Annotated in this window: 12 protein-coding genes; 6 read left to right on the top strand and 6 right to left on the bottom strand. The window is 62.0% G+C overall.

Annotated features, from left to right (window positions below):
- The first annotated feature begins 95 nt into the window (after positions 1-95).
- Both N2A41_RS19100 and N2A41_RS19105 read left to right on the top strand, forming a co-directional pair.
- On the top strand, positions 96-491 hold the full coding sequence (locus N2A41_RS19100) for a DoxX family protein (protein ID WP_260109473.1): 396 nt from the start codon (positions 96-98) through the stop codon (positions 489-491).
- A gap of 81 nt (positions 492-572) precedes the next feature.
- Entirely contained in the window at positions 573-1,352 is a 780-nt protein-coding gene (locus N2A41_RS19105) for an SDR family oxidoreductase (RefSeq protein ID WP_260109474.1), read from the top strand.
- A 17-nt stretch (positions 1,353-1,369) separates the two neighbouring features.
- Here N2A41_RS19105 and N2A41_RS19110 read toward each other — a convergent pair whose 3' ends face one another.
- Positions 1,370-2,587, bottom strand: coding sequence for an adenylate/guanylate cyclase domain-containing protein (locus N2A41_RS19110; protein WP_170259899.1), 1,218 nt, complete (start codon positions 2,585-2,587; stop codon positions 1,370-1,372).
- A gap of 65 nt (positions 2,588-2,652) precedes the next feature.
- Entirely contained in the window at positions 2,653-3,678 is a 1,026-nt protein-coding gene (locus N2A41_RS19115; protein WP_260109475.1) for a LacI family DNA-binding transcriptional regulator, read from the bottom strand.
- A 95-nt stretch (positions 3,679-3,773) separates the two neighbouring features.
- Here N2A41_RS19115 and N2A41_RS19120 point away from each other — a divergent pair, with 95 nt between their 5' ends.
- From N2A41_RS19120 to N2A41_RS19135, 4 genes are all read left to right on the top strand, one after another.
- Positions 3,774-4,961 (top strand): phytanoyl-CoA dioxygenase family protein, encoded by a 1,188-nt coding sequence (locus N2A41_RS19120; RefSeq protein ID WP_260109476.1) that lies wholly within the window; start codon positions 3,774-3,776, stop codon positions 4,959-4,961.
- A gap of 238 nt (positions 4,962-5,199) precedes the next feature.
- Positions 5,200-6,021 carry an SDR family oxidoreductase gene (locus N2A41_RS19125; protein ID WP_260109477.1) on the top strand — a complete coding sequence of 274 codons (822 nt, stop codon included), beginning with the start codon at positions 5,200-5,202 and terminating at the stop codon, positions 6,019-6,021.
- A 95-nt stretch (positions 6,022-6,116) separates the two neighbouring features.
- A complete protein-coding gene (locus N2A41_RS19130) occupies positions 6,117-7,028 on the top strand; it encodes an SMP-30/gluconolactonase/LRE family protein (protein ID WP_260109478.1) in 912 nt (303 codons plus the stop codon).
- A 253-nt stretch (positions 7,029-7,281) separates the two neighbouring features.
- The gene (locus N2A41_RS19135; RefSeq protein WP_260109479.1) at positions 7,282-9,525 is read left to right on the top strand and encodes a glycoside hydrolase family 2 protein; all 2,244 of its coding nucleotides are present in this window, start codon (positions 7,282-7,284) and stop codon (positions 9,523-9,525) included.
- A gap of 108 nt (positions 9,526-9,633) precedes the next feature.
- Here the strand turns inward: N2A41_RS19135 and N2A41_RS19140 are convergent, their stop codons facing one another.
- The 4 genes from N2A41_RS19140 to N2A41_RS19155 form a co-directional block, all read right to left on the bottom strand.
- Positions 9,634-10,749 carry an ABC transporter ATP-binding protein gene (locus tag N2A41_RS19140; RefSeq protein WP_017963935.1) on the bottom strand — a complete coding sequence of 372 codons (1,116 nt, stop codon included), beginning with the start codon at positions 10,747-10,749 and terminating at the stop codon, positions 9,634-9,636.
- Between the two features lie 3 nt (positions 10,750-10,752).
- On the bottom strand, positions 10,753-11,724 hold the full coding sequence (locus N2A41_RS19145; RefSeq protein WP_260109480.1) for a carbohydrate ABC transporter permease: 972 nt from the start codon (positions 11,722-11,724) through the stop codon (positions 10,753-10,755).
- The gene (locus N2A41_RS19150) at positions 11,721-12,674 is read right to left on the bottom strand and encodes a carbohydrate ABC transporter permease (RefSeq protein WP_260109481.1); all 954 of its coding nucleotides are present in this window, start codon (positions 12,672-12,674) and stop codon (positions 11,721-11,723) included. Before N2A41_RS19150 ends, N2A41_RS19145 begins: the two co-directional genes overlap by 4 nt.
- A gap of 126 nt (positions 12,675-12,800) precedes the next feature.
- Positions 12,801-14,060: an ABC transporter substrate-binding protein gene (locus N2A41_RS19155; protein ID WP_260109482.1), complete on the bottom strand. Its 1,260-nt coding sequence runs from the start codon at positions 14,058-14,060 to the stop codon at positions 12,801-12,803.
- Positions 14,061-14,286 lie beyond the last annotated feature (226 nt).

Below are 14,286 nucleotides of genomic sequence, written 5' to 3' on the forward strand. Positions count from 1 at the left end.
TGATAGGGTCGCGCAAGCGGCCCTTTTTCATTCACCGTGTAGGATGTCGGGGGGTCTCGTCCGTCATAGTGGAAACTCAAAGAGGAGATTTCAGGATGGCCAGAGCAATCGCAATCATCGTCGCCCGCATCATCTTCAGCTTCGTCTTCTTCATGGCCGCCGGCTTCAAGTTCGCCGATATCGGCGCAACAGCGGGCTATATCACTGCCGCCGGTTTTCCGATGGCGACATTTCTTACCTGGGTCGCCGCCTTCTTCGAGATCGCGCTGGCGCTCGCTTTCATAACAGGGGCCTTCTTCACCGAGGCCAGCCTGCTCGCAGCCGTCTATGTGATCTTCCTCGCTTTCGCCTTCCACGGCCCATCCCATTGGCAACAGAACCAGGCCGAATTCGGCTTTTTCATCGATCACTTTACCTTCCTCGCCGGTCTGCTCTTTGCCGCCGTCCACGGGCCGGAGAGATGGGCGTTGAAGCAAACGCTTCTAAGATAACCGCGACGACCCGCCTCCTCCGGAACCAACTGCCGTGCTGAACAGTTGGCATGTCGGCAAAACGGCAAGGAGAGCCCACCCATGGAGCTGAAGGGAAAGATCGCATTGGTGACAGGCGCTGGTTCCGGCATCGGCAAAGCGGCCGCATTGCGGCTCGCCGCCGAGGGGGCGAGGGTCGCAGCATTGAGCCGCACCGCTGACGAGGTCGAAAAGACCTGCGCCGAAATCGAGGCCGCCAGTGGCCAGTCAATAGCGTTGACGGCAGATACCAGCGACGAAGCTCAAATGCGGGGCGCCGTCGCGCAACTGACCGACACCTTCGGCGGCCTCGACATCGTTGTCGCCAATGCTGGGATCAACGGCGTCTGGGCGCCGATCGACGATCTGAAGCCGGAAGAATGGGACAAGACCATCGCCGTCAATCTGCGCGGCACCTACCTGACCCTGCATCTGACGGTTCCGCATCTGAAGCGGCACGGCGGTTCGATCATCGTCGTCTCCTCGATCAACGGCACCCGAACCTTCACCACGCCGGGCGCCACCGCCTACACCGCAACCAAGGCAGGCCAGGTCGCCATGGCCCAGCAGCTCGCCCTCGAACTCGGCCGGCACGGCATTCGCGTCAATGCCGTCTGCCCGGGCGAGATCGACACCAATATCAGCGCCAATACCGACAGCCGCCATCGCGAGGAGACGGAGGTTCCGGTCATCTGGCCGCAGGGGGATATTCCGATCGCCGGCGGCAAGGCAGGCAAGAGCGAGGATGTTGCCGAAGCCATCCTCTTTCTCGCATCCGAACGCGCCCGACATATCACCGGTACGCCGATCTGGATCGACGGCGGCCAGGGTTTGTTGCGATAGCCCTTGCAGTCAGGAACTCAGCCGTTCAGCCGGGCGCTGTCGAGAGTATATAGTTCCTGCGCGCGCTGCACGCCGCGCAACACATAGCGCCCGATGCAGGCGAGTGATGTGCGTTCCTCCTCTGGTATCGCTGCGGCGAAATCGGAGGACATCAAGACGTTGAGATCGACCGAGCGGCAGATCGAGGCGATGCGGCTGACCTCGTTGACGGCAGGTCCGATGACGGTGAAGTCCAACCGGTCCTGGCTGCCGATATTGCCGTAAAAGACGTCGCCGATATGCAGGCCGATATAGACGTCGGTCGTCGCCCGGCCGTCGGTCGCACGCACGGCATTCAGCGTGGTCAGCTTTTCCCGCAGCAACGATTCGGCGCTCAGCGCCGCACGACATGTCTCCGCCGGCACCGCACCCTTAAAGATGGCGAGCACACCGTCGCCGATCAACTTCAGCACGTTGCCGCCGGACTCGTGGATCGCCGTGATCACTGCCTCGCTATAGTCGTTAAGCAGCGGGATGATCTCCTCCGGCGGCACGCTGTCGGAGATCTTGGTGTAGTTCAGCAGGTCGGAAAACCAGAGCGCCGCGGAAATCCGCTCCGATTTGCCGCGGCTGATCTTGCCTTCCATCACCTGGCGCGCGGCGTCCTCGCCGAGATAGACCTCGGCGATGGTGCGGGCGATACGCCCGAGCGCGATACATTTGATCGCCAGCCCCAGCACCGGCACCAGCTTGCGCAGGATGGCGAGGTCGTGATCGGAAAAGCCCTCCGGATGTTTCGTCGCGAAATGCGAGAAGAAGCAATCCATCTCGCCGATCGTGCCGGCCTCGGAAAAACGATGCATCATCGCCACGAAATCCGTGTGACCGGCTTCAGCGATCGTATCGAGCATGGAGAAATCGATCGGATCACCGAAGCCGAGACGCCGGCGTATCTCCCGCTCGTTGCGAGACCAAAGATGATAGAAGGCCGAACGCTGCCAGTTCGACGCCGCCTCCCCCGAGATCGTCGGACCATATTCGAATTCGGTCTGGACTTCCTCGACGCTGTCCCAGCGGAAGGCGCGGCCCTCATGCACCGGATGCAGCGTATCCATCAGCGCCAGACCGCGATCGAGCGGCAGGCCGGCATCCCGGCAAGCTGCGCAGAAACCGGTCATGAGCTCGGCTTCCGAGGCGCCTTTCAGTCCCTGCTCCGTGATCCAGGCTGCAATCGTGCTGACGTCACTGTAATCCATGCCGCTCACCTTCACTCGTGTCAAAGCTGTAGCCCGAATCCGGCATCGAAGGAAAGTCAATTGGCTCAATCGGCCGCGGGCATATTGTAGCGCGTGACGATTTCGACTGATGAAAGCGAGGGCGTAACCGCGCGCGGCAAGGCAGTCGCCCGGCTCATGATCGCCCGGAAGGCCGAACGCGCATCGGTTCTGAGATCATGATGCAGCACGAAGCCGATCCGGCGCGCGGCAAGCAGGGCGCGATTATCCGCATCAAGATCATGAGCGACGAAAACGCGGATGGGGCGTTTGGCCATGTCGAAGGCCGCAAGCACCGCCCGGTTGCCGCCGCCGATCGAATAGACGGCGCTGATGTCGGGGTCGGCCGCAAGCGCTGCCGCGGCAAGCGTTCCCGTCACAGCATCGGTGCCGTGCCCCTCGCTGATTTCGGTAATGCCGATGTCGGGATAACGGGCGCGGATGACGCGGCGAAAGCCGATTTCGCGCTCCTCCTCGCCACGGAACCGCCCGCTCGACAGCGTCACCAGCACCTTGCCACCATCACTCCCGAGAAATTCGCCGATCAGATAGGCGGCGGTCTCTCCCGCCGCCCGGTTGTCGGCGCCGGCATAGGCGATGCGTGCCGAATTCGGCAGGTCGGTCACCAGCGTCACGACGGGAATGCCGGCCGCATCCGCCCGCGCGACGGCGGCGGCCACCTCGACGACGTCAGGCGCCTTGAGTACGATGCCGTGCGTGCCGCGCAGCCGGATGCGATCGAGAAGCTGCACCAGTTCGGCCGGCTTCATCACCTCGGCAAAATGGAACCGGCAGCGGAAGACACCCGGCAGGAAGGTCGCCATCTCCGCCTCGAAGGCGGCCCGCACCGCATCGCTGAAACGCCGCGGCGTCTCCATGACGATATCGATCGCCAGCATGCGGCCGCTGCCCATTGCACCTGCCTGCTGCTTCTCCAGCTCCGCGATCGCCGCCTTCACCCGCATCTCGGTTTGCCGGCGCACACCCGGCCTGCCGTTCAGCACCCGGTCGACGGTCGCGGTGCTGAGCCCTGCTTGGAAGGCGATATCCTTGACGAGAAAGAGGTGTGCCATGCGACCGGCCTGATGGTTTTTTGATGGATTTCTGATCTATATCACCTGGCATCGCGGCGTATAGTGCCTCCATTGGAACGAGGGAGGAGCCCGCCATGAAGACCGACAACCAGCAGAAACTGCGCGCCGACCGTGTCTGGCTGAGTGAAGACGCCTGCGATCTCGATGAGTTTCGCGCGCTTGCAGAAAAGACGACGGCACTTGCCGATTACCCCTCGGCATCTGCGGTCGAAAAAAACGTGCTGATCTATGACAGCCGCAAGGTGATGATGGCGGCCGCAACGCCAGAAGGCCGACGCGCCGTGCTAGCCGAAATCTGCGACGCCTTCGGCGAGGGTCCTGGTGTCGTCGTGTTCAAGCGCGCTTACGAAGACACCGGCATCATCGGTCGAGCCAGCGTGATCTTCGATGCGATCATCGAGGAACAGCACCGCACCTCGACCGGCGGTGGCGATCACTTTGCCAAACCCGGCGCCAACGACCGTATCTGGAACTCGCTGGAAAAACATTGCCTAGCCGATCCGGCAAATTTCGCCGAATATTACGGCAATGCCATCATCGCTCTGGCCAGCGAAGCCTGGCTCGGCCCAAGCTACCAGATGACGGCGCAGGTCAACCGCGTCAATCCGGGCGGTTCGGCGCAGTCGGCGCATCGCGACTATCATCTCGGCTTTCAGTCGTCGAAGGTGATCGAACAATTCCCGGCGCATGTGCACCGGCTCTCGCCGGTGCTGACATTGCAGGGTGCGGTCGCCCATTGCGACATGCCGCTCGAAAGCGGCCCGACGCTCTTCCTGCCGCACAGTCAGACCTATGTACCGGGCTATCTCGCGCTGAAGCGGCAGGAGTTCCGGGATTATTTCGAGACCAACCATGTCCAGTTGCCGCTCGAAAAAGGCGACGTCGTCGTCTTCAATCCCGCCCTCTTCCATGCCGCCGGCACCAATCGCTCGGCCGATATCAAACGTGTCGCCAATCTCCTTCAGATCTCCTCCGCCTTCGGCCGGGCAATGGAAACCGTCAATCGCGAGAGGATGAGCGCCAGGCTGTTTCCGGCTTTGAAGGCCTTGCAGGGCAGGCTCTCGCCCAACGAAATCGCCAACGCCGTCGCCGCCTGCGCCGAAGGCTACTCCTTCCCGACCAACCTCGACCGCGACCCGCCGCTCGGCGGACTGGCGCCGAAAACGCAGGCGCAACTGATGCATGAGGCGTTGCGGGAAGGCTGGAGCGATGAAGCCTTTACGGCTGCACTTGCCGAGCAGGCGGGCAAGAAGTTGAGCTAACTTGGAGGCTGGAGCCCCCTCATCCGCCCTACGGGCACCTTCTCCCCGAGGGGAGAAGGGGAAATCGAGACGTTGCCGCGAATCTCTTCTCCCCAGCGGGGGGCCGAAGGACGGGTTGAGACCGGTGGCTCAACCCAGGCAAAGGTGCCGGCAGGCGGATGAGGGGGCATCCGCACGGACATAACAGCCTCCCGAACCGGCGGGAGGCCACGCAAATCATTACAAATGGAGGAACCACATGAGCACAGACCACGGCCGCCTGGACGGCAAGATCGCCATCGTCACCGGCGGCACGCAAGGGTTGGGCGCGACCATTGCCCGCCTCTTCGCCGAACGCGGCACGGAAGGCATCGTCATCTGCGGCCGCAACGAAGCCAAGGGCAAGGCGAAGGCGGCGGAGATTTCGGCTGCGACCGGCGCCAGAATCGTCTACGTCAAAGCCGACCTCGGCAAGATCGAGGATGCACAGAATGTCGTGCGCGCCTGTGACGAGACCTTCGGCCGTGTCGATGCGCTGGTCAATGCCGCCGCCATCACCGATCGCGGCACCATCCTCGATACCAGCCCGGAGCTCTTCGACTCCATTTTCGCCGTCAATGTTCGCGCGCCGTTTTTCCTGATGCAGGAGGCGGTGAAGGTCATGCGCCGCCAAAACATCGAGGGTACGATTGTCAATATCGGCTCGATGTCGGCCAAAGCCGGCCAGCCCTTCATCGCCGCCTATTGCGCCTCCAAGGGCGCGTTGGAAACGCTGACGAAGAACACCGCCTACGCGCTCCTGCGCAACCGCATTCGCGTCAACGGTCTGAACATCGGCTGGATGGCGTCCGAGGGCGAGGACCGGATCCAGCGCGAATATCACGATGCCCCCGCCGACTGGCTGGAGAAGGCGGCAGCAAGCCAGCCCTTCGGCCGCCTCGTCGATCCGCACGAGGTGGCGCGCGCCTGCGCTTACCTGTCGTCTTCCGAATCCGGCCTGATGACCGGCTCGGTCATCTGTTTCGACCAGTCGATTTGGGGCGCTTACGACGGCTCGCCGCATCCGGTCGCGGTGCTCTGACGAAACCGGAGCCCGGCATTTCCATCGCCGGGCTCTGGCACCTCCAGGTTTTTGCCGATAGGAAAAGAACGGCAGCATTCAGGGAGGAAACTGGCATGGGCGACAATCCGATTTATGAGATCCGCGACGAACGCTTCGGTGCAATGGTCATCGGCAGCGCCGGCCTCGAGGAGCTTTATTCCGGCTGCCGCTGGACGGAAGGCCCGGTCTGGTTTGCCGACCTGAACTGCCTTCTCTGGAGCGATATCCCGAATGAACGGATGATGCGCTGGACACCGGATGGGACCGTCTCCGTCTTCCGTTCGCCCTCCAATTACGTCAACGGCAACACCCGCGACCGGCAGGGACGGCTGGTCTCCTGCGAACATGGCGGCCGCCGCGTCACCCGCACCGAGACGGACGGCACCATCACCGTTCTCGCCGACAGCTACCAAGGCAAACGGCTGAACTCGCCGAACGACGTCGTCGTGCACTCCGACGGCGGGGTCTGGTTCACCGATCCAACCTACGGCATCCTGTCGGATTACGAGGGCCACAAGGCCGAGCCCGAGCAGCCGACGCGCAACGTCTACCGGATCGACCCCTTAAGCGGCGCGATCGACGCTGTCGTCGACGATTTCATCCAACCGAACGGCCTTGCCTTCTCGCCCGATGAGACGAAGCTTTATATTGCCGACTCCGGCTCATCAAAACATGACGTGCCGCGCCATATCCGCGTCTTCGACGTCGTAGACGGCAGGGCGCTTGCCAACAGCCGCTATTTCTGCAGCCTAGACGTCGGCAACCCTGATGGTTTCCGCTTCGATGTCAGCGGCAATCTCTGGACGAGCGCGTCCGACGGCGTACACTGCTTTTCGCCGGACGGCACCCTGCTCGGCAAGATCAGGGTGCCGCAGACGGTGTCCAACCTCACCTTCGGCGGCCCCAAGAAAAACCGGCTCTTCATCACCGCGACGCGCTCGGTCTATTCGATTTACATCAAAACGACCGGCGCACAATATCCGTGAGGATCAGGGCGCCGGCTTCAAGATCGCCGTTCCGGGATGACGAGTTCCGTAAAAAAAGCTAAAGCGCGTCACACGAATGAGATTCGATGTGCGCGCCTCAGAGCCTGATGCCGAAACTTGTGAGCGGTTTTCTGACCGCATCCGGTTCTGACAGCTCGCATATCCATTGCATCAAGGAGGAATATTATGACCCAATTTTCATGCGCCGAAAGGCGCCGCACCGTCCTTGATGCAGCAACCTGGAGAGCCTGACATGCGTTCCGTCGTTTCCTTCAACGAAGGCTGGAGTTTCCATGAGGGCTTCGGCCAGCGTTTGCTCGAAGCTTTCGATGCCGCCAAGTCGGTCAGCCTGCCGCATTCCGCCGTCGAACTGCCCTTCAGCTATTTCGACGAGACCAGCTACCAGCGTGCCTTCACCTACCAGAAGGTGTTGCGCTGGCTGCCGGAATTCGAGGGCCGCGAGATCTCGCTCGTCTTCGACGCCGCCATGGCCGACAGCGTCGTCTATCTGAACGGCGAAGAAATCATTGCCCATAAGGACGGCTACACGCCCTTCGAGGCCCGCCTCACCGGCAAGCTCGTCAAGGGCGAGAACCTCGTCACCGTCAAGATCGACGGCAGCGAGAACCCTGACATTCCCCCTTTCGGCGGCCGCATCGATTATCTGACCTATGCCGGCATCTACCGCGATGTCTGGCTGAAGGTCACCAACCCGGTCTCGATCCGCAATCTCAAGATCGAAACCACCGACGTTCTTCGCCCGGAGAAATCGGCGACCATACGCGTCGACATCGCCAACCCCGACGGCCGCAGCTTCTCGGCGACCGTCACCGCCACGCTGAAACAGGCCGACGGCACGGTGGTCGCCACTGCCGCAACCGAAACGATCGGCAGCCGCACCACGCTCTCCTTTGGCGGCCTCACCGGCATTGCCCTCTGGGACATCACCGATCCCACGCTCTATGACGTCACCGTCGAACTCAGGACCGAACACGGCTCCGACCGTCTTTCCACACGGTTTGGCTTCCGCACTGCCGAATTCACGCCGGAAGGTTTCCTCTTGAACGGCAAGCCGCTGAAGCTGCGCGGCCTCAATCGTCACCAGGCCTTCCCCTATGTCGGTTATGCTGCCGGCCGCTCCGCCCAAGAGCGTGACGCCGACATCATGAAGACGGTGCTGAAGTGCAATATCGTCCGCACCTCGCATTATCCGCAGTCGAAATGGTTCCTCGACCGATGCGACGCGATCGGCCTGCTGGTCTTCGAAGAGATCCCTGGCTGGCAGCATATCGGCGATGCCGAATGGCAGCAGGAATCGATCGAGAATGTTCGTCGCATGATCGAGCGCGACTGGAACCATCCCTCGATCATCATCTGGGGCGTGCGCATCAACGAGTCGCAAGATAATCACGATTTCTACGCCGAGACGAATCGCCTCGCCCGTGAACTCGACAGCACCCGCCAGACCGGCGGCGTGCGTTATCTCACCGAGAGCGAGCTGCTCGAAGACGTCTACACGATGAACGACTTCATCCTCGGCAATGAAGAGCTGCCGGGCGCCAACCGTCCGCGCACCGCGCTGCGCGCCCAGCAGGAAAATACCGGACTGTCGCACAAGGTGCCGTACCTCATCACCGAGTTCAACGGCCACATGCACCCGACCAAGATTTATGACCAGGAGCAGCGTCAGGCCGAGCATGTGCGCCGTCACCTGGAAGTGCTGAATGCCGCCTATGGCGATCCCGATATCTCCGGCGCCATCGGCTGGTGCATGTTCGATTACAACACCCACAAGGATTTCGGCTCCGGCGACCGCATCTGCTATCACGGCGTCATGGACATGTTCCGCGAGCCGAAATTCGCAGCCTATGCCTATATCAGCCAGTGCGACCCTTCCGAGGAGATCGTCATGCAGCCGGTGACCTTCTGGGCGCGCGGCGAACGCAATATCGGCGGCGTGCTGCCGCTGATCATCCTGACCAACTGCGACGAGGTGGAGCTGCAATATGGCTCGCTCAGCAAGCGCATCGGTCCGGACCGCGAGAACTATCCGCATCTGCCGCATCCGCCCGTCGTGCTCGACCATCGGCACTTCACCGCCGATGAACTCGGCACCTGGGGTCTCGAATGGATCGACGGCACTTTCACCGGCTATATCGGCGGCGAGCCGGTGGCCAGTCTGACGTTGGCGGCCGATCCGCTGCCGACGACCCTGGAAGTGGTTGCCGATAGCTCGACGCTGAAGGCCCGCGAACGCGACAGCACGCGGGTCATCATCCGCGCCCTCGACCAGCGCGGCCAGCGCCTGCCCTTCATGAACGACAGCATTTCGCTGAAGGTTCACGGTCCGGCAAGGATCGTCGGCCCGACCAATGTGCCGCTGCAGGGCGGCACCGCCGGCTTCTGGCTGGAGGCGACGGGGTTTACCGGCGAGATCACCGTCGAAGCGGTCTCCACGCGTTTCGCGCCGGTGACACTCGGTGTCACGGCCGGCTAGCGCATAACCCCGAAAAACGAAGTCGATTTTCGGAAAGGATTATGCGCAAACTCAGAGTGTTAGAGCGTCCTTAGCGCGTCTTACCGACGCGCGGCGCTCTAACGACCCTCACCCAATCCGGACCTGGCTCGCTGGATCGAAGAACACGGCCTTGTCGAGATTGAAGGCGAGGCGGGTTTGTTGTCCGGGAGCGATGCCGGTATCGGCGCGCAGGCGGGCGACGACGGATTTGCCGCCGAGCTTAGTGACGGCGAAGGTGTCGGAGCCGGCGGGTTCGACCACCTCGATCAGGCAATCGCCCTCGGTCAGCGCGCGCGCCTTGCGGTCGGCGCCATCGGGATCGGTCAGCGCCTCCGGGCGGATGCCGAAGATCACCTGTTTGCCGGTATAGGCGGTCAGGCCGTGATTGCCTGAGATGACCGGCAATCGGAGCGGGGCGGCATTCGGCCGCTCCAGCGAGACTTCGAGGCCGCCGGCGCCGTTTTCGACGGTGGCGGTCAAGAGGTTCATCGCCGGCGATCCCATGAAGTCGGCGACGAAGATGTTGGAGGGGCTGTTATAGATCTCGGCCGGCGTGCCGAACTGCTGCAGCACGCCATCCTTCAATACGGCGATCTTGGTCGCCAGCGTCATCGCCTCGATCTGGTCATGGGTGACATAGACGAAGGTGGTGCCCATGCGCTGATGCAGCCGCTTGATCTCGGTGCGCATGTCGACGCGCAGCTTGGCGTCGAGATTGGAGAGCGGCTCGTCGAACAGGAAGACCTGCGGATTGCGCACCAGCGCTCTTCCCATGGCGACACGCTGGCGCTGGCCGCCGGACAGCTGGCTCGGCTTGCGGTCGAGCAGATGGCCGATCTGCAGCATGTCGGAGACCTGGGCGATCGCCCTGGCGCGCTCCTCCTTCGGCACGCCGCGGATCTCCATGCCGAAGGCGATGTTGCCCGCCACCGTCATGTTCGGATAGAGCGCATAGGACTGGAACACCATGGCGATGTCGCGCTTGGAAGGATGCAGACCGCTGATGTCGCGCCCGTCGATCCTGATATCGCCAGAGGTGATCGTCTCCAGCCCGGCAATGGTGTTGAGCAGGGTCGACTTGCCGCAGCCGGACGGGCCGACCAGCACGAGAAAGCCGCCCTTTTCCAGTTCGAGGTCGATCCCCTTGAGAATGTCGACGGCGCCGAAGCGCTTTTTGAGACCGGAGATTTCGAGGAAGGCCATGGATTACCCTTTGACAGCGCCCGCCATCAGACCGCGCACGAAGTAGCGGCCGGCGAGGATATAGACGATGAGCGTCGGCACGGCGGCGATCATCGCCGCCGCCATGTTGACATTGTATTCGACGACGCCCGTCGAGGTGTTGACGACATTGTTCAGCGCCACCGTCATCGGCATGGATTCACCGGTGCCGGCATAGGCCGAGGCAAACAGGAAGTCGTTCCAGATATTGGTGAACTGGTAGATCACCGTGACGACGATGATCGGCAGCGAGTTCGGCAGCATGATGCGGCGGAAGATCTGGAAGAAGCTGGCGCCATCGACCTGGGCGGCCCTGACCAGCTCGGTCGGAAAGGCCTCGTAGAAATTGCGGAAGAACAGCGTCGTGAAGCCCAAGCCATAGACGACATGCACGAAGACCAGATTGACCGTCGGATTGCCGAAGCCGAAGTTGAAGCCGGTGGCGTTCTGCAGCGTGGCGCCGAAGCGGCCGAGCGAGCCGAGGATCGTTGCCATCGGCAGCAGCACCGACTGGAACGGGATGAAGCAGGCAAACAGCATCAGCCCGAACACCAGCGTATGGCCGGGAAAGCGCCATTTGGTCAGCACATAACCGTTCAGCGCCCCCATGATGGTGGAGATTGCGACGGCCGGCACCACCATCTTGATCGAGTTCCAGAAGTAGCCCTTGATGCCGGCGCAGGTCAGCCCGACGCAGGTCTCGCCCCAGGCCTTGATCCAGGGATCGAAGGTCGGCGCTTGCGGCAGCGCCAGCATGTTGCCGTTCTGGATCTCGTCCATGGTCTTGAACGAGGTCGTCAGCATGACGAAGAGCGGCATCAGATAAAGGACGGCAAAGATCAGCAGCAGGCCATAGATGACGGTGCGGCCGATCCAGCGGGTGTTGTTGGTCCTGTTATCGCCACCCTGCGGCAAAGCTGCGGCCAAGGTCTGGGTTGAAGAGGTCACGCTGCTCATCGGGCCTTCTCCTTCAGTTCGGAATAGAGATAGGGAACGATGATCGCCGAGATCGTCATCAGCATGATGATGGCGCTGGCCGAGCCGACGGCCATTTCGTTGCGCTTGAAGGTGTATTCATACATGAAGTTGGACGGCAGCCAGGCCGAGCCGCCGGGGCCGCCGGAGGTCAACGCCACCACCAGGTCGTAGGACTTGATTGCCATATGGGCGAGCACGATGAAGGCGGAGAGGAAGATCGGCCGCAGCAGCGGAATGACGATGCGCCGATAGAGCTGGAATGGCGAGGCGCCGTCGATCTGGGCGGCCTTCATGATCTCGCCGTCGATGCCGCGCAGGCCCGCCAGGAACATCGCCATGACGAAGCCCGACGCCTGCCAGACGCCGGCAATGACGACGGTGTAGATGACGAAGTCCTTGTTCTTGATCCAGTCGAAGTGGAAGCTGGTCCAGCCAAAATGGTGCAGCGTCTGTTCCAGCCCGAGGCCGGGATCGAGGAACCATTTCCAGGCAACGCCGGTGACGATGAACGACAGCGCCATCGGGTAGAGGAAGATCGGCCGGAGCAGACCCTCGCCGCGGATCTTCTGATCGAGCAGGATGGCGAGGAGCAGGCCGAGCGCCAGGCAGATGCCGATATAGAGGAAGCCGAAGATCGCCATGTTGGTGATCGAAGTATACCAGGAGGACGGCGGATCGCTCTCGAAGGTCCAGCGCCACAGCCGCTGATAGGCGCGTGGCCCGGTCAGCGCATAGGAGGGAAAGGTCTTGGAATTGGTGAAGGAGAGATAGGCCGTCCAGACGATGAAGCCGTAGACGAAGATGATGGTGATGACGAAGCTCGGCGCCAAGACGATCTTCGGCAGCGCATCCTGCAGCCGGCCCCGCAACGAGATCGCCGTCGATTGCCGCGGCGTCAGAACCGGATCGGTGGTCGCAACGGTGCTCATGGAATATCATCTCCTCCCTGCATAATCGTCCGGGCAATCCGCCCTGCATGATCATCCCGCATGATCGGCGCGGAGCCTGAAGCTTCCCCGCGAGATGCGGGGAAGCATTTGTCATCACACGTGGTCTCAGCGGGCGTCGTCGATCGCCTGGACGAGCTGCTTGACGGCTTCGTCGGAGGTCTTGATCTGGCCGTGGACGAACTTCGAGACGACATCCTTGTAGGCATTGGCAATCGCCGGCGGGGCGCCGTAGCCTTGCGCCAGCGAACCGAACAGCGTGCCGCCCTCGTTGGCTGCCTTCAGATCGGCGATGCCCTTCTTGCCGCAAGCGTCGAAGTCGGTATCGGGAACGTCGGTACGAGCCGGCACCGAACCCTTGACGACGTTGAAGGCCGACTGGAAGCTCTTCGACAGCGTTGCCTTCGCCAGCGCCACCTGGGCCGCCTTGCGGTCATCGGGAACGTTGAACATGCCGAACATGTCGGAGTTGTAGACCACGCTGCCGTCGGTGCCGGGGAAGCGGTAGCACAGGAAGTCGGTGTCAGGCGTCTTCTTGGCGGCGACGAATTCGCCCTTGGCCCAGTCGCCCATCACCTGCACCAGCGCATCGCCCTTGATGACCATGGCGGTCGCCAGGTTCCAGTCGCGGCCCGAGAAGTTCGGGTCGACATACTTGATGATCGTGGCGAGGTTATCGAACGACTTCTTCATCGTGTCGGACTTCAGCGATTCCTCGTCGAGGTCGTTGAAGGCCTTCTTGTAGAACTCCGGCCCGCCGGTCGACAGCACGATGGAATCGAACATCGTCGCTTCCTGCCAATTCTGGCCGCCAAGCGCCAGCGGGATGACGCCGGCGGCCTTGGCCTTGTCGAGCAGCGCGATCAGCTCGTCGAAGGTCTTCGGCTGGGTGCCGCCGATCTTGTCCATCACCGCCTTGTTGATCCACAGCCAGTTGACCGAGTGGACGTTGACCGGGGCGGCAACCCACTTGCCGTCATAGACCGAGAACTTCTGCAGGGCTGCCGGAACCGACTTGTCCCAGCCTTCCTTCTTCGCCGTCTCGGTCAGATCGCCCATAACGCCGGCCTGGGCATAATCGAGCACGGTATAGCCGAGCATCTGCGAGGCTGTCGGATAGGTGCCGGCCGCCACCATTGCCTTCAGCGCCGTCATCGCCGCATCGCCGCCACCGCCGGCAACCGGCACGTCCTTCCAGGCAAAACCTTCCTTCGAAAGATCCTGCTTCAAGACGTTCAGTGCCGCTGCCTCGCCGCCCGACGTCCACCAGTGCAGCATCTGTACTTCCTTGACGTCGGCGGCGTGGGCCGCACTGAGGCCGGCCATCATCACGACAGCAACAGCTGCCGAGCTCAAAAACTTGCGCATGAATTTCCTCCCATTTGCAAATCGGCGGCGGGACCTCCCAGCCGCCCGACGCCTCCCGCTCTTGCAGCGGTCAGCATACGGCCGCACTCCTCCGCGCGGTTGCTAATTTAAAACGTTATAAGTCATAGGCCGTCAAGCCCTTTCTCGGCAGTCGAGAAAAATATGGTTATTTCGCCATTCTATTGAATTTGCTATGAATTATATTCGTGACTAACAAAACGTTAAA

Origin of the sequence: Rhizobium sp. SRDI969, from assembly GCF_025152725.1 — a bacterium.
GTDB classification, from domain to species: Bacteria; Pseudomonadota; Alphaproteobacteria; order Rhizobiales; family Rhizobiaceae; genus Rhizobium; species Rhizobium leguminosarum_I.